This window comes from Priestia sp. P1_B12_1, from assembly GCF_056406695.1.
In genome coordinates, this window is record NZ_JBFTZR010000015.1 from 38694 (window position 1) to 51336 (window position 12643).

Genomic DNA, 12643 nt, shown 5'->3' on the forward strand with positions numbered 1-12643 from the left:
ATATTCATAGTGTGGATAGGGGAGACAAGATATGTTCTTGCTTCTCCGTTTAGCTGTGAATATACGAAATAAAGGAGTTGGGGAAATGCATAAAAAATGGATTGGCTTATTTGTTTGCGCCTTTTTTCTCTTAGCCTTATCAGCATGCGGTGAAAAAAGTCAGCAGGATGTAACAGATGCATTGGATGCCAAGGTACAAGAAATGGCGGGTTATAAATCAGATGCTAAGATGACATTAAATACAGGGAAAGATGCTCAAGTATACGATGTAGAGATTTGGCATAGTAAGCCTATGTATTATCGAGTGAATTTGAAAAATACAAAGAAAGATCAAAGCCAAATGATTTTGCGTAATGATGAAGGGGTTTTTGTTTTAACGCCCGCCTTAAATAAAAGCTTTCGTTTTCAAAGTGACTGGCCGCAAAATAGCAGTCAAGCTTATTTGTATGAATCCCTTGTCCAAGATATTGTGAAGGATGAAAAAGCAAGTTTTAAATCAACGGATAAGCATTATATTTTTGAAACAAAAACCAACTATCAAAATAGCACGATGCTTCCTAAACAAGAAATTACGCTGAACAAAAGTGACTTAGCGCCTGTTTCGGTTAAAATTATGGATACGGATAATAAAGTGTTAATAAAAGTTGATTTCTCTAAGGTGAAATTCGATTCTAAGTTTGATAAAGGGGCTTTTGATACAAAAAGAAACATGACAAGTGCAAAGATTGACGTTCCAACATTAGCTCAGCAGAAATCATTTAGCGTCCTTTATCCTAAGGATGTTCCAAAAGGTACAAAGCTGTCCAAGGAAAAGAAAATTGAGACAGAAAATGGCGAGAGAGTTGTTTTAATGTACAAAGGAGAAAAGCCGTTTACGCTTGTACAAGAAAAAGCGCAAGTAGCTAAAACAGCAACATCCACAGTTACTGCCGGAGAGCCCTTTGATTTAGGTTTTACTGTGGGAGCTTTAACGGATAAAAGTCTATCTTGGACATATAATGGAGTAGACTTTATGCTGGCTTCTGATCAGCTAACACCAGATGAATTGAGTACAGTTGCTAGATCTGTGCAAAGTCAGATGGGAAAATAAGAGAAGCTTACAAGCCTGCATATATGTAGGCTTGTTCTTGCTTAATTTGAATAAAGATCGAGATGAAGTTTGGCTATAGATGTATTATACTAACAGAGGAAAGTACGTTTAGAATGGTTCTGAAAAAAGGAAGTGTCGTAGTAATGGATGCATTTTATAGAGAAACATGGGCAGAAATTGATGTAGAAGCCATTTTTCAAAATGTGAATCATGTAAGAGAACTGATACCGGGGCATAAAACGTTAATGGCCGTAGTGAAGGCGAATGCGTACGGGCATGGAGATAAAGAAGTAGCAGAGATTGCGCTTCAAGCTGGTGCTGATATGCTAGCTGTAGCTTTTTTGGATGAAGCTATTGCTCTTCGGAAAAAAGGAATAAAGGAATCCATTTTAGTATTAGGCGCCGTGCCTACCCTACACATTCAAACTGCATTGGAGTGGGATATAACAGTCACTGCTTATAGCAAAGCTTGGATTGAAGAAGCGGCGTCCATTCTAGGTGAAAACAGTCAGCTGCATATGCATTTAAAAATAGATACAGGCATGGGTCGCTTGGGAGTTAGAACAAAAGAAGAATTACACGAAACGATGAAAATCATCGCTTCTCATTCGGGATTCGTGCTGGATGGAGTGTTTACACACTTTGCAACAGCAGACGAGCTAAACTCATCTTATTTTGAAGAACAATACACATTCTTTGAAGAAATGGTTCGAATTGTGAAAGAATATAATTTTACACCTCCGATGATTCACTGTGCAAATAGCGCAGCCTTGCTTCGTCGTCCGAAAGATATCTTTAATGGCGTACGCTTAGGTATCTCTATGTATGGCTTGAGTCCTTCTGAGGAATTAAAAGAAGTCTTGCCAATTCCGTTAAAACAGGCTTTTTCACTGCACAGCCGTATCGTGCATGTTAAAAAAGTCAAAAAAGGGAGTCATATCAGTTACGGAGCTACTTATGAAGCGAAAGAAGATGAATGGATTGCTACTATCCCAGTAGGATACGCAGACGGCTGGATTCGTAAATTAAGTAATTTTGAAGTATTAGTAGATGGATTTAAAGTGCCAGTTGTTGGTAGAATCTGCATGGACCAATTGATGATTAAATTACCTAAAATGTATAAAATGGGTACAAGAGTAACATTTATTGGAAAACAAAAAGATGCTGAAATTACAATTGATGAAGTAGCGAAGCATCTTGAAACAATTAATTATGAAATCCCTTGCATGATTGCAGCAAGGGTTCCGAGGGTTTATACAAGAGATTTGCAGCATATTGATGTTAATAATTATATCTTGCGCTGAATATACATCTTCCTGAGTCAACATAAAAAGTCTGCGAACAAAAGACAATAAAATAATAACTTCCATGCATAAAAGAGGGTATCAATTGACGATAATAGTGTAGAAATTGACAGAATTAACTTTCCATTAAAGCTAATCAATGTTATGATAAGGAAAGATGAGACTATTGGTGTGTGTATTGATGTTGGAGGTGTATGTTTGTGTCTGAAGCGAGCGCAACTACAGAAATCCTAGTAAGATTACCGAAAAATTTAGTATCGGAGCTCGATCTTATGGTTAAACAAGAAAATGGCAACCGAAGTGATTTTATTCACCAAGCAACAAAATTGTACCTTCGTGAGCGAAAAAAACGCCATATTCGCGAATCAATGAGACGTGGATATATGGAGATGGCAAAGATAAACTTAAATATTGCTTCCGAGGCTTTTCTAGCAGAGTATGAAGCTGATCATACTGTGGATCGTTTAGTAAGCGGGGGGTAATGACTTGGTAGTCAAACGTGGCGACGTTTATTTTGCTGACCTATCTCCTGTTGTTGGCTCAGAACAAGGAGGCGTTCGCCCTGTACTTGTCATTCAAAATGATATAGGCAATCGTTTTAGCCCAACTGTTATTGTAGCTGCGATCACTGCTCAAATTCAAAAGGCAAAGTTACCTACGCATGTTGAAATTGATGCAAAGCGCTATGGATTTGAGCGAGATTCAGTTATTTTACTAGAACAAATTCGTACTATTGATAAACAGAGGCTAACAGACAAGATTACCCATTTAGATGATGAAATGATGGACAGAGTGGATGAAGCCTTGCAAATCAGTGTAGGACTTATCGACTTTTAGAATTATACTTCCATTTATGCTAAGTTGCTCCTTTATGAGCAACTTTTTTAATTTGACTAGGAATAATCAGTAAACGTATATTGTAATAAGAAACCTTTTAAAAATGATAATATATATATAGATATAAATGAGTGTATTGACTCACAAGGAGGACCTCATGAATCAAGATTTATTCAATTATATACAAAATCATAAATCAGAAATTTTTGATCGATGGCTAGTGTTAATGAATGATGTGGAAACAGAGCGCATTAAAAACATTGTATCCGAGCAAGTGTACGTAAATGTAAGCTCTGATTTTGTAAATTTACTTTTGGCAAAAGCATTCCGTGATCAGGAAAATTTTGCAGAGGAACTAGAGGAAGTAGTAGGACGAGTTGTGAGTTTAGGATGGCCTCTTGCTTATTTAACACAGGGTGTACGTAACTTGGGTCACGTAGTGGTCGAAGGGTATGTAAACAGTGAACATGTAAAGGCTGACCAAACTCATTCTGAATTATTCTATCGGTTTGACAAATGGTTAAGCCCTATTTATAACAAAATAGTAGAACAATACTCCAACTCGTGGGAAAATACAGTTATGTTGCAAAAAGTTGCACTTCAAGAATTGTCTGCTCCATTAATACCGGTATTTGATAAAATTACAGTAATGCCGCTTGTAGGAACAATTGACACTGATCGCGCAAAGAAAATTATGGAAAATTTATTGCAAGGTGTCGTAAAGCACCGATCAGAGGTCGTATTAATAGATATTACCGGAGTACCAGTAGTGGATACGATGGTTGCCCATCATATTATTCAAGCTGCTGAAGCCGTACGTTTGGTTGGAGCCAAGTGTTTGTTAGTAGGAATTCGTCCGGAAATTGCTCAGACTATTGTGAACTTAGGTATTAACTTAAACGAAATTATTACGAAAAATTCATTAAAAAAGGGCGTAGAGTTTGCGTTAGAAATGACTGAGCGGAAAATAGTTGATATAGAATCGGAGGAATAAACGTGAGAATACCCATTTTGAAATTGTACGACTATTTATTGGTATCCATTCAATGGGAGCTGGATGATCAAACGGCTATTCAATTCCAAGAAGATTTGCTAAGTAAAATTCATCAAACTGGAGCAAAAGGAGTGGTAATCGATTTAACTTCAATTGATATGATCGATTCATTCATCGCAAAAGTTTTAGGTGACGTGGTTAGCATGTCTAATTTGATGGGGGCTAGAGTAGTATTAACAGGTATCCAGCCTGCAGTAGCTATTACACTTGTTGAGTTAGGGATTGGCCTAAATGATGTTCTTACTGCACTCGATTTAGAAAAAGGTCTTGAGAAACTCCAATCGGAATTGGGGGATTAGTATATGGAATTCCAATCCAGCGTAAAAATCGTAACAGAATGGGACATCGTAGCGGCACGCCAATTAGGTAGAAATGTGTCGAAAGAGCTAGGGTTTGGAACAGTTGACCAAGCTCGTATTACAACCGCCATTTCTGAATTAGCTCGTAATATTTACCTATATGCGGGTAAGGGTCAAATCTATATTGAGAAATTAAATCGTGGAGGAAAAAACGGTCTTCTTGTCGTAGCAACAGATGAAGGGCCAGGTATCCCCGACGTTCGCAAAGTAATGGAAGATGGATACTCAACATCGGGTGGACTAGGAGCTGGGCTTCCTGGGGTAAAACGATTGATGGATGAGTTTGACATCGAAACAAATGTCGGAGAAGGTACTGAGATTAAAGCAGTTAAGTGGCTCCGGTAGGAGGAAATAGATAATGTCTTTTGATAAAGAGATGAGAGATTTATACAAAGATATTTTGGGGAACTATATCCAAACACAAAATGAACAAATTTTGTATCAAGGACAAAAACTAAGTAGAAAATCTTTAGAGAATGAAATATCGCCAGAAGATATTGTGAGCATTCATAAAGAAGTGATTGAAGAAATTTATTCTGATATTCCAGAAAAAGTGCTGCATTCTCTGGACTTTTTACTTGAGGTAATGATTAGCTACGGTCTTGCTCTTCGTGAGCATCAAACATTAAAAAATAAGCAGCGGGAACTTCGTTCTGAAATTGAAGTTGCCGCTAACGTCCAGCAGACGCTGTTGGGGACAAAGGTTCCGGCTAGTTCAACTTTAGAAATTGGCGCGATTAGCGTACCGGCTAAACAGATGAACGGAGATTATTTTCACTTTGTAGAAGAAGAGCACGGCGGGTTAAGTATTGCCATTGCCGATGTGATCGGAAAAGGAATTCCAGCTGCAATGTGTATGTCTATGATCAAGTATGCAATGGACAGCTTACCGGACTCAAGAAAAAATCCAAGTTATGTATTAGAGAACTTGAACAATATTGTAGAGCGAAACGTAGATCCAAGTATGTTTATTACGATGTTCTACGGAAGCTATAATCCCGAGACAAACTTATTTGATTATGCATCTGCAGGGCATGAACCAGGTTTTTATTATGATGCCAAAGCTGATTCATTTGAAGATTTGGAAGCAAAAGGACTCGTGCTAGGAGTCGATCGCCATGTGAAATATCTTCAGTACGAGCAGCAGCTTTCAAAAGGCGATATGATTGTTCTGTTAACAGATGGCGTAACAGAATGCAGAACCGAAGAAGGATTTATTGAAAGATTGGACATCATAAAATTAATTCGAAAATACATGCATTTGTCTCCTCAAGAAATTGTAGAATCTGTATATAAAGAGCTGGAAAAATTACAGCATTTTCAATTGAGGGATGACTTTACATTGATTATTTTGAAGAGTTTAGTTTAAGTATTCTAAATAAGGGTACAGAAAAGATAGCACAAAATTAGAGGGGGTCTACTAATACGATGAATTTAAAAATAGATATACAAAAGGACGGTCAAGCATATCGTATTAAGCTGGCTGGAGAGATTGACGCATATACAGCACCTAAGCTAAAAGAAAAGTTCATGGAAATTACTGAACATACCGAACCAGAAATTATAGTCGATTTAACCGATGTATCATACATGGATAGTACAGGACTAGGTGTATTTATTGCATTGTTAAAAGCCAATAAGAAAAATAACGGCTCTTTGAAATTTGTTGGTGTATCAGAGCGCATCAAGCGCTTATTTGATATTACGGGCCTCACAGACATTTTAAACGTGAATTCACAAGTAGAAGGTGGCGTAAAATGAAACAGCCTTATGACTTTGTTGAGATGAAGATTCCTGCTAAGCCAGACTACGTAGCGATTATTCGACTGACGCTGTCTGGTGTAGCGAACCGGATGGGTTTTTCTTATGATGAAATTGAAGATATGAAAATTGCTGTGAGTGAGGCATGTACAAATGCCGTGCAGCATGCTTACAAGAGTGAAGAAAATGGTGAAGTGAGAGTAGGTTTTGGTTTATTTGATGACCGTTTAGAAATCATGGTGGTCGACAAAGGTGAAAGCTTCAATTTTGAAGAGCTTAAGGAACATATAGGACCTTATGAAACATCAAAAGAAGTTGAATTTCTTCCTGAAGGTGGACTTGGTTTATATTTAATTGAAACACTAATGGATGAAGTGAAAATGGTCAATTCAAAAGGTGTAACGCTAATGATGACTAAGTATGTGCAAAGAGAGCAGGTGGAGAGTGATGAAAACACAGTCTCAACCTATGAAATTAACTAAAGAACAGGTTCAGGAACGAATTGAGCGCTTTCAAAAAACGCAGGATGAAGAAGCACAAAGTGATCTAGTAGTACATTACAAGAACCTTGTTGAATCTATTGCACGTCGTTATTCAAAAGGCAGAAGCTTACATGAAGATATTGTGCAGGTAGGGATGCTAGGACTGTTAGGAGCTATTAGAAGGTATGATGCTTCATTTGGAAGAAGCTTTGAATCGTTTGCTGTTCCTACAATCATTGGAGAGATTAAGCGATTTTTACGCGATAAAACGTGGAGTGTTCACGTGCCGCGCCGCATCAAAGAATTAGGTCCTAAAATTAAAGCAGCTGTCGAAGAGCTAACAACCCGTTTACAGCGATCTCCTCAAGTGAAAGAAATTGCTGATCACATCGGAGTGACAGAGGAAGAAATTTTAGAAACGATGGAGATGGGGCAAAGTTATCAAGCGTTGTCTGTTGATCATTCCATTGAAGCAGACTCTGATGGAAGCACTGTGACAATCCTTGATTTAGTAGGTGAACAAGAGTCGGGTTATGAGAAAACTGATCAGCGGTTAGTGTTAGAAAAAATTCTTCATGTATTAAGCGATAGAGAAAAAGAAGTGATTCGCTATACCTTTATTGAAAATCTGAGTCAAAAAGATGCCGGTGAGAAGTTAGGGATTTCTCAAATGCATGTATCTCGACTGCAAAGAAGAGCGCTTGATAAGCTAAGGACTGCAGCTCGCTCAGATTCTAACGATTCGGAGTATATGTCGTGATGACAGTAGACCCTAATACAAAGTCGATTCAAACTCATATATACCAAGAACCAAAGCAAGGGAACATATGTTGTGGAGATAGTTACTATGTCAAAGAAACGGATGACTATTTTCTATGTGCAGTGGCAGATGGATTAGGAAGCGGTGAACAAGCCAGAGCCGCTTCTGTAGCTGTTACGGATGTAGCGAAAGCTCATCATCATCTAGATGTGGATGAGATCATTTCTAAGTGCAACAAAGCTACTCGACATACAAGAGGCGCAGCAGTAGCTATTTTGAAAATTGATAAAAAACATAACGAATTTCATTATACAAATGTAGGTAATATCCGCTTTTATCTGTATTCTCCGGAGGGGAAATTAACGTACCCTCTGCCAATTCAAGGTTTTTTATCAGGGAAAATTCAAAAGTTCCGCACACAAACCTTCCCATATGACTCCGGTTCTAAATTTTTGATTCATACAGATGGCTTAGAATTAAAAGAGATTAAATCTGTTTTTGCTAACTCGATGAATGTAGATCAATTGTCGACACGGCTACAGGCAGCTATTCGATCTCATAATGACGATATTACGTATATCGCTGGTCATCTTCCAACCGCATAGCCGTTCTTTTTAGCTCACATGTGTTATTGCATGTGAGTTTTGTTACAATAGAGACAAAGTTTCATTTAGGTAGGAGGATAAGCTGTGTCTGTTGCAACGAAATTAGATAATCAAATTGTTCAGCGTGTAAGTAAAGAGGTGGAGATTTCACAAAAGCAAGTACAAAACGTAATTGCTTTAGTAGAAGACGGTAATACAGTTCCCTTTATTGCTCGATATAGAAAAGAACAAACTGGTGCTTTGGATGAAGTCCAAATCCGGAATATTTTAGATTCCTGGAACTATTTAATGAATTTAGAGGAGCGTAAAGAGGAAGTTCTTCGATTAATTAAAGAGCAAGGAAAATTAACTGAGGAACTGGCTGCTCAAATTCACCAAGCGAAGAAATTGCAGCAAGTAGAAGATTTATACCGCCCTTTTAAGCAAAAACGACGTACAAAAGCAACTGTAGCAAAAGAAAAAGGTCTTGAACCATTAGCGCAGTGGCTACTAAGTTTTCCACGTTCCGACGTGAAGAACGAAGCGAAAACATACATAAACGAAGAAGCGGGAGTTCAATCTTCTGAAGAAGCTATTCAGGGAGCCCTAGACATTGTAGCGGAACAAATTTCTGACGAAGCATCTTATCGTCAATGGATTCGTACGACCACTGTAAAGGATGGCATAATTGTTACTTCAGTCAAAGATCCTGAAAAAGATGAAAAAAATATCTATGAAATGTACTATGAATATACAGAAGCGGTAAAGCGAATCGTTCCTCATCGTATCTTAGCTATGAATAGAGGAGAAAAAGACGGCATTTTAAAAGTGAGTATTGATGCGCCTACAGATCGTATTCTTACATATTTACATAAACAAGTAATCAAAAAAAGGGATTCTTCAGCCGAAAGTTATATTATCTCAGCTATAGAAGATGCTTATAAACGCTTAATAGAACCATCTATTGAACGCGAAATCCGTAAAGAGCTATCAGAAAAAGCGGAAGAAAGAGCCATTCACATCTTTTCTGAAAACTTACGAAAACTGCTTCTCCAACCTCCATTGAAAGGGAAAGTGGTATTAGGAGTAGATCCAGCTTTTCGAACCGGCTGCAAATTAGCTGTAGTAGATGAAACAGGCAAGGTATTAAAAATTGATGTTATTTATCCACATCCTCCTGTGAGAAAAGCAGCTGAAGCGCAAAATAAATTAAAGAAAATGTTCGCTGAATACCCTATTGAAGTAGTAGCCATTGGAAACGGAACGGCATCTCGCGAAACGGAGCAATTTGTAGCGGATGTTCTTAAAGAAATTGAAAACCCAGTTTATTATTTGATTGTGAATGAAGCAGGAGCAAGCGTATATTCGGCTTCTGATGTTGCTAGAGAGGAATTTCCTGATTTTCAAGTAGAAGAGCGAAGCGCTGTATCGATTGCCAGAAGGCTGCAAGATCCGCTGGCTGAACTTGTGAAAATCGATCCTAAGTCGGTAGGAGTAGGGCAGTATCAGCATGATGTGTCTCAAAAGCAATTAAATGATTCACTGACTTTTATTGTAGAGACAGTAGTAAATCAGGTAGGAGTAAATGCAAACACGGCTTCTGCTTCGCTTCTACAATACGTTGCTGGTCTAAATAAGACAGTTGCTCAAAACATTGTAAAATATCGGGATGAAAACGGAAAATTCTCTAACCGAAAACAGCTGAAGAAAATTCCGCGTCTAGGTGCTAAAACGTATGAGCAGTGTATTGGGTTTTTACGTATTATAGAAGGTGAAGAACCTTTAGACAGAACGGGTATCCATCCTGAAACATATGGAGACGTTAAAAAGCTTTTAAAGAAAGCTGAAGTGAAAGAGACTGAGCTTGGAACGGAGAAAGTAAAAGAAGCATTAAAACATATTTCTTTACCCGAAATATCAGAAGAACTAAGTATAGGGGAGCTTACTTTAAAAGACATTATAGAAGCGCTCGTAAGACCGGAAAGAGATCCTCGTGATGAACTGCCAAAACCTTTGCTCCGTCAGGATATTTTGAAGCTAGAGGATCTTGCCAAAGGTATTCAGCTTGAAGGTACGGTGCGAAACGTCGTAGACTTCGGAGCGTTCATCGATATAGGAGTTAAGCAAGACGGTCTAGTCCATATTTCTAAATTAACGAATCGGTACGTTAAGCACCCCCTCGATGTCGTTTCAGTAGGAGATTTGGTGAATGTGTGGGTAGAAGACGTAGATATGAAAAAAGGAAGAGTCGCATTGACGATGATTCCGCCCCATCAATAATAAAATTGCCTTTTCAGATTTTCTGAAAAGGCAATTTTATTTTTAAAAAGAAGTGATTAAGAAGCGGAGTTATTTTTTTGATAAAAAAACCAACATTGATTGAGCAATTTTATTTGTGCACGGTCTTTTTCAGAATAAGCGCGCCTCATTTGTTTTTGTAGCCACATTGGCATAAGGACAATCACTCCTTTTCATTTATGATAAGGTAAATAGTGAGTATGTAATGAAGTGTATGCCCAAAGAGCTAGTCAGGTGATTTCATACAGTAGAGGAGTATATAAGATGAATGATAAGGATTTACAAATACTTGTAGAAGAAATTTCATTGAAGTTGTTTCACAAACCATTTCGTCATGAAGCCACTTTTAATCCTCGTTTACGTACGACAGGTGGAAGGTATTTATTACGTACATCTAATATAGAAGTAAACTACAAATACTTTGAACAATATGGCACACAAGAAATAGTAGCAATCATTAAACATGAGCTCTGTCACTATCATTTACATATTGAGGGGAAAGGGTATAAGCATGGAGATCAAGACTTTAAAAGCCTAATGAAAGAAGTAGGGGCCCCCCGATTTTGTCAGGCATTGAAAAAAGAAAGTGATGGAAAGAAAAAAGAGCACATATATGTATGTATGCAGTGCGATCAAAAATATGTTCGAAAAAGAAAAGTGAACACGGTTAAATATGTTTGTGGAAAGTGTAAAGGTAAATTAAAAAAAATGTAGAAGATGCTTGACTAAAATAGATTGATTATGATAAATTAATAAAGCCGTCTCAAATAAACGGCAAATAAATTACAAAAACTTATTGACATTACATATAATGTCGATTACAATGTAAGAAGTCTGATAAATATTATTCCACAGTAGCTCAGTGGTAGAGCTATCGGCTGTTAACCGATCGGTCGTAGGTTCGAGTCCTACCTGTGGAGCCATATGGAGAAGTACTCAAGTGGCTGAAGAGGCGCCCCTGCTAAGGGTGTAGGTCGTGTAAGCGGCGCGAGGGTTCAAATCCCTCCTTCTCCGCCATTTTATAATGGCCCGTTGGTCAAGCGGTTAAGACACCGCCCTTTCACGGCGGTAACACGGGTTCGAATCCCGTACGGGTCACCATTGATTTTCATTTACATATTCTGTGGAGGATTAGCTCAGCTGGGAGAGCACCTGCCTTACAAGCAGGGGGTCGGCGGTTCGATCCCGTCATCCTCCACCATTTGACTGTTTTATACATAATTTTGGATGGTCCCGTGGTGTAGCGGTTAACATGCCTGCCTGTCACGCAGGAGATCGCGGGTTCGATTCCCGTCGGGACCGCCATTTAAATTATTGGGCTATCGCCAAGCGGTAAGGCAACGGATTTTGATTCCGTCATGCGTTGGTTCGAATCCAGCTAGCCCAGCCATAAAGAGCCATTAGCTCAGTTGGTAGAGCATCTGACTTTTAATCAGAGGGTCGAAGGTTCGAGTCCTTCATGGCTCATTTTCATTTCTTGCGGGTGTGGCGGAATTGGCAGACGCGCTAGACTTAGGATCTAGTGTCTTTACGACGTGGGGGTTCAAGTCCCTTCACCCGCATCTTATTCATTTTATGTATTTAGCGGTCGTGGCGGAATGGCAGACGCGCTAGGTTGAGGGCCTAGTGGGGGCGACCCCGTGGAGGTTCAAGTCCTCTCGGCCGCACCAAAAAACTTTTTAAAAAAAGTGTTGACATGAGAAAATAGAAATGATATTATAATAAAGTCGCCAAAACAACGGCGGTAAACATCATAAGAAGCGCCCGTAGCTCAATTGGATAGAGCGTTTGACTACGGATCAAAAGGTTAGGGGTTCGACTCCTCTCGGGCGCGCCATATTGCGGGTGTAGTTTAGTGGTAAAACCTCAGCCTTCCAAGCTGATGTCGTGAGTTCGATTCTCATCACCCGCTCCAAATATATTGAACTTTGAAAACTGGACAAAGCGACAAACGTCAACGTTAAATTTTATTTTTTAAWTGAGCAAGTCAAACATTTCTTCGGAGAGTTTGATCCTGGCTCAGGATGAACGCTGGCGGCGTGCCTAATACATGCAAGTCGAGCGAACTGATTAGAAGCTTGCTTCTATGACGTTAGCGGCGGACGGGTGAGTAA

15 protein-coding genes, 11 tRNA genes and 1 rRNA gene are annotated in these 12643 nt (G+C 38.8%); 26 read left to right on the forward strand and 1 reads right to left on the reverse strand.

The features are described from left to right. The first annotated feature begins 31 nt into the window (after positions 1–31). The 13 genes from AC1D0Y_RS25945 (at position 32) to AC1D0Y_RS26005 (ending at position 10511) form a co-directional block, all read left to right on the forward strand. Positions 32–1090, forward strand: coding sequence for a LolA family protein (locus AC1D0Y_RS25945; RefSeq protein ID WP_013055001.1), 1059 nt, complete (start codon positions 32–34; stop codon positions 1088–1090). Between the two features lie 143 nt (positions 1091–1233). Beyond that, positions 1234–2394 carry an alanine racemase gene (gene alr, locus AC1D0Y_RS25950; protein WP_442599501.1) on the forward strand — a complete coding sequence of 387 codons (1161 nt, stop codon included), beginning with the start codon at positions 1234–1236 and terminating at the stop codon, positions 2392–2394. A 200-nt stretch (positions 2395–2594) separates the two neighbouring features. Continuing rightward, positions 2595–2876, forward strand: a complete 282-nt coding sequence (locus AC1D0Y_RS25955; RefSeq protein ID WP_013055003.1) for a CopG family ribbon-helix-helix protein — start codon at positions 2595–2597, stop codon at positions 2874–2876. Positions 2877–2880: 4 nt separating this feature from the next. Next, on the forward strand, positions 2881–3231 hold the full coding sequence (gene ndoA, locus AC1D0Y_RS25960; RefSeq protein ID WP_013055004.1) for a type II toxin-antitoxin system endoribonuclease NdoA: 351 nt from the start codon (positions 2881–2883) through the stop codon (positions 3229–3231). 157 nt (positions 3232–3388) lie between these two features. Beyond that, complete coding sequence (locus tag AC1D0Y_RS25965) at positions 3389–4225, forward strand: RsbT co-antagonist protein RsbRA (protein WP_013055005.1); 837 nt, start codon at positions 3389–3391, stop codon at positions 4223–4225. A 2-nt stretch (positions 4226–4227) separates the two neighbouring features. After that, positions 4228–4584 (forward strand): STAS domain-containing protein, encoded by a 357-nt coding sequence (locus AC1D0Y_RS25970; protein ID WP_013055006.1) that lies wholly within the window; start codon positions 4228–4230, stop codon positions 4582–4584. A 3-nt stretch (positions 4585–4587) separates the two neighbouring features. After that, positions 4588–4989 (forward strand): anti-sigma regulatory factor, encoded by a 402-nt coding sequence (locus AC1D0Y_RS25975; protein WP_013055007.1) that lies wholly within the window; start codon positions 4588–4590, stop codon positions 4987–4989. A gap of 13 nt (positions 4990–5002) precedes the next feature. Continuing rightward, positions 5003–6013 carry a PP2C family protein-serine/threonine phosphatase gene (locus AC1D0Y_RS25980; RefSeq protein WP_013055008.1) on the forward strand — a complete coding sequence of 337 codons (1011 nt, stop codon included), beginning with the start codon at positions 5003–5005 and terminating at the stop codon, positions 6011–6013. A 59-nt stretch (positions 6014–6072) separates the two neighbouring features. Then, positions 6073–6405: an anti-sigma factor antagonist gene (locus tag AC1D0Y_RS25985; RefSeq protein ID WP_013055009.1), complete on the forward strand. Its 333-nt coding sequence runs from the start codon at positions 6073–6075 to the stop codon at positions 6403–6405. Next, a complete protein-coding gene (rsbW, locus tag AC1D0Y_RS25990; RefSeq protein ID WP_025753516.1) occupies positions 6402–6887 on the forward strand; it encodes an anti-sigma B factor RsbW in 486 nt (161 codons plus the stop codon). Before AC1D0Y_RS25985 ends, rsbW begins: the two co-directional genes overlap by 4 nt. Then, positions 6853–7647 carry an RNA polymerase sigma factor SigB gene (gene sigB, locus AC1D0Y_RS25995; protein WP_013055011.1) on the forward strand — a complete coding sequence of 265 codons (795 nt, stop codon included), beginning with the start codon at positions 6853–6855 and terminating at the stop codon, positions 7645–7647. The genes rsbW and sigB overlap by 35 nt, the downstream gene beginning before the upstream one ends. Next, positions 7647–8252 carry a PP2C family serine/threonine-protein phosphatase gene (locus AC1D0Y_RS26000; protein ID WP_034276828.1) on the forward strand — a complete coding sequence of 202 codons (606 nt, stop codon included), beginning with the start codon at positions 7647–7649 and terminating at the stop codon, positions 8250–8252. Before sigB ends, AC1D0Y_RS26000 begins: the two co-directional genes overlap by 1 nt. Positions 8253–8336: 84 nt before the next feature. After that, positions 8337–10511 carry a Tex family protein gene (locus tag AC1D0Y_RS26005; RefSeq protein WP_028410447.1) on the forward strand — a complete coding sequence of 725 codons (2175 nt, stop codon included), beginning with the start codon at positions 8337–8339 and terminating at the stop codon, positions 10509–10511. A 56-nt stretch (positions 10512–10567) separates the two neighbouring features. Here the strand turns inward: AC1D0Y_RS26005 and cmpA are convergent, their stop codons facing one another. Beyond that, positions 10568–10684, reverse strand: a complete 117-nt coding sequence (cmpA, locus tag AC1D0Y_RS26010) for a cortex morphogenetic protein CmpA (protein ID WP_013055014.1) — start codon at positions 10682–10684, stop codon at positions 10568–10570. Positions 10685–10793: 109 nt separating this feature from the next. On the opposite strand from cmpA, the gene AC1D0Y_RS26015 reads away from it, so the two are divergent. The 13 genes from AC1D0Y_RS26015 to AC1D0Y_RS26075 all read left to right on the forward strand — a co-directional run. Continuing rightward, positions 10794–11243 (forward strand): SprT family protein, encoded by a 450-nt coding sequence (locus AC1D0Y_RS26015; RefSeq protein WP_060745937.1) that lies wholly within the window; start codon positions 10794–10796, stop codon positions 11241–11243. A gap of 134 nt (positions 11244–11377) precedes the next feature. Further along, positions 11378–11452 (forward strand) — tRNA-Asn (locus AC1D0Y_RS26020). Between the two features lie 3 nt (positions 11453–11455). Further along, positions 11456–11546 (forward strand) — tRNA-Ser (locus AC1D0Y_RS26025). 9 nt (positions 11547–11555) lie between these two features. Then, positions 11556–11630: transfer RNA gene (locus AC1D0Y_RS26030), tRNA-Glu, on the forward strand. A 24-nt stretch (positions 11631–11654) separates the two neighbouring features. Then, positions 11655–11730, forward strand: a tRNA-Val gene (locus AC1D0Y_RS26035). Between the two features lie 28 nt (positions 11731–11758). After that, positions 11759–11834: transfer RNA gene (locus AC1D0Y_RS26040), tRNA-Asp, on the forward strand. 10 nt (positions 11835–11844) lie between these two features. Then, positions 11845–11919: transfer RNA gene (locus AC1D0Y_RS26045), tRNA-Gln, on the forward strand. A 4-nt stretch (positions 11920–11923) separates the two neighbouring features. After that, positions 11924–11996, forward strand: a tRNA-Lys gene (locus AC1D0Y_RS26050). A gap of 12 nt (positions 11997–12008) precedes the next feature. Next, positions 12009–12091: transfer RNA gene (locus tag AC1D0Y_RS26055), tRNA-Leu, on the forward strand. Between the two features lie 22 nt (positions 12092–12113). Next, positions 12114–12199, forward strand: a tRNA-Leu gene (locus AC1D0Y_RS26060). 90 nt (positions 12200–12289) lie between these two features. Next, a tRNA-Arg gene (locus tag AC1D0Y_RS26065) sits at positions 12290–12366 on the forward strand. Positions 12367–12370: 4 nt separating this feature from the next. Then, positions 12371–12444: transfer RNA gene (locus AC1D0Y_RS26070), tRNA-Gly, on the forward strand. An 81-nt stretch (positions 12445–12525) separates the two neighbouring features. After that, positions 12526–12643: ribosomal RNA gene (locus AC1D0Y_RS26075) — 16S ribosomal RNA — on the forward strand; the annotation flags it as partial.

Coding starts and splice junctions, on each gene's coding strand:
- AC1D0Y_RS26015 (WP_060745937.1), top strand. CDS start 10,794: ATGAATGATAAGGATTTACAAATACTTGTAGAAGAAATTTCATTGAAG.
- AC1D0Y_RS25945 (WP_013055001.1), top strand. CDS start 32: ATGTTCTTGCTTCTCCGTTTAGCTGTGAATATACGAAATAAAGGAGTT.
- AC1D0Y_RS25975 (WP_013055007.1), top strand. CDS start 4,588: ATGGAATTCCAATCCAGCGTAAAAATCGTAACAGAATGGGACATCGTA.
- AC1D0Y_RS25985 (WP_013055009.1), top strand. CDS start 6,073: ATGAATTTAAAAATAGATATACAAAAGGACGGTCAAGCATATCGTATT.
- cmpA (WP_013055014.1), bottom strand. CDS start 10,684: ATGCCAATGTGGCTACAAAAACAAATGAGGCGCGCTTATTCTGAAAAA.
- AC1D0Y_RS25980 (WP_013055008.1), top strand. CDS start 5,003: ATGTCTTTTGATAAAGAGATGAGAGATTTATACAAAGATATTTTGGGG.
- AC1D0Y_RS25965 (WP_013055005.1), top strand. CDS start 3,389: ATGAATCAAGATTTATTCAATTATATACAAAATCATAAATCAGAAATT.
- sigB (WP_013055011.1), top strand. CDS start 6,853: ATGAAAACACAGTCTCAACCTATGAAATTAACTAAAGAACAGGTTCAG.
- rsbW (WP_025753516.1), top strand. CDS start 6,402: ATGAAACAGCCTTATGACTTTGTTGAGATGAAGATTCCTGCTAAGCCA.
- alr (WP_442599501.1), top strand. CDS start 1,234: ATGGATGCATTTTATAGAGAAACATGGGCAGAAATTGATGTAGAAGCC.
- AC1D0Y_RS26000 (WP_034276828.1), top strand. CDS start 7,647: ATGACAGTAGACCCTAATACAAAGTCGATTCAAACTCATATATACCAA.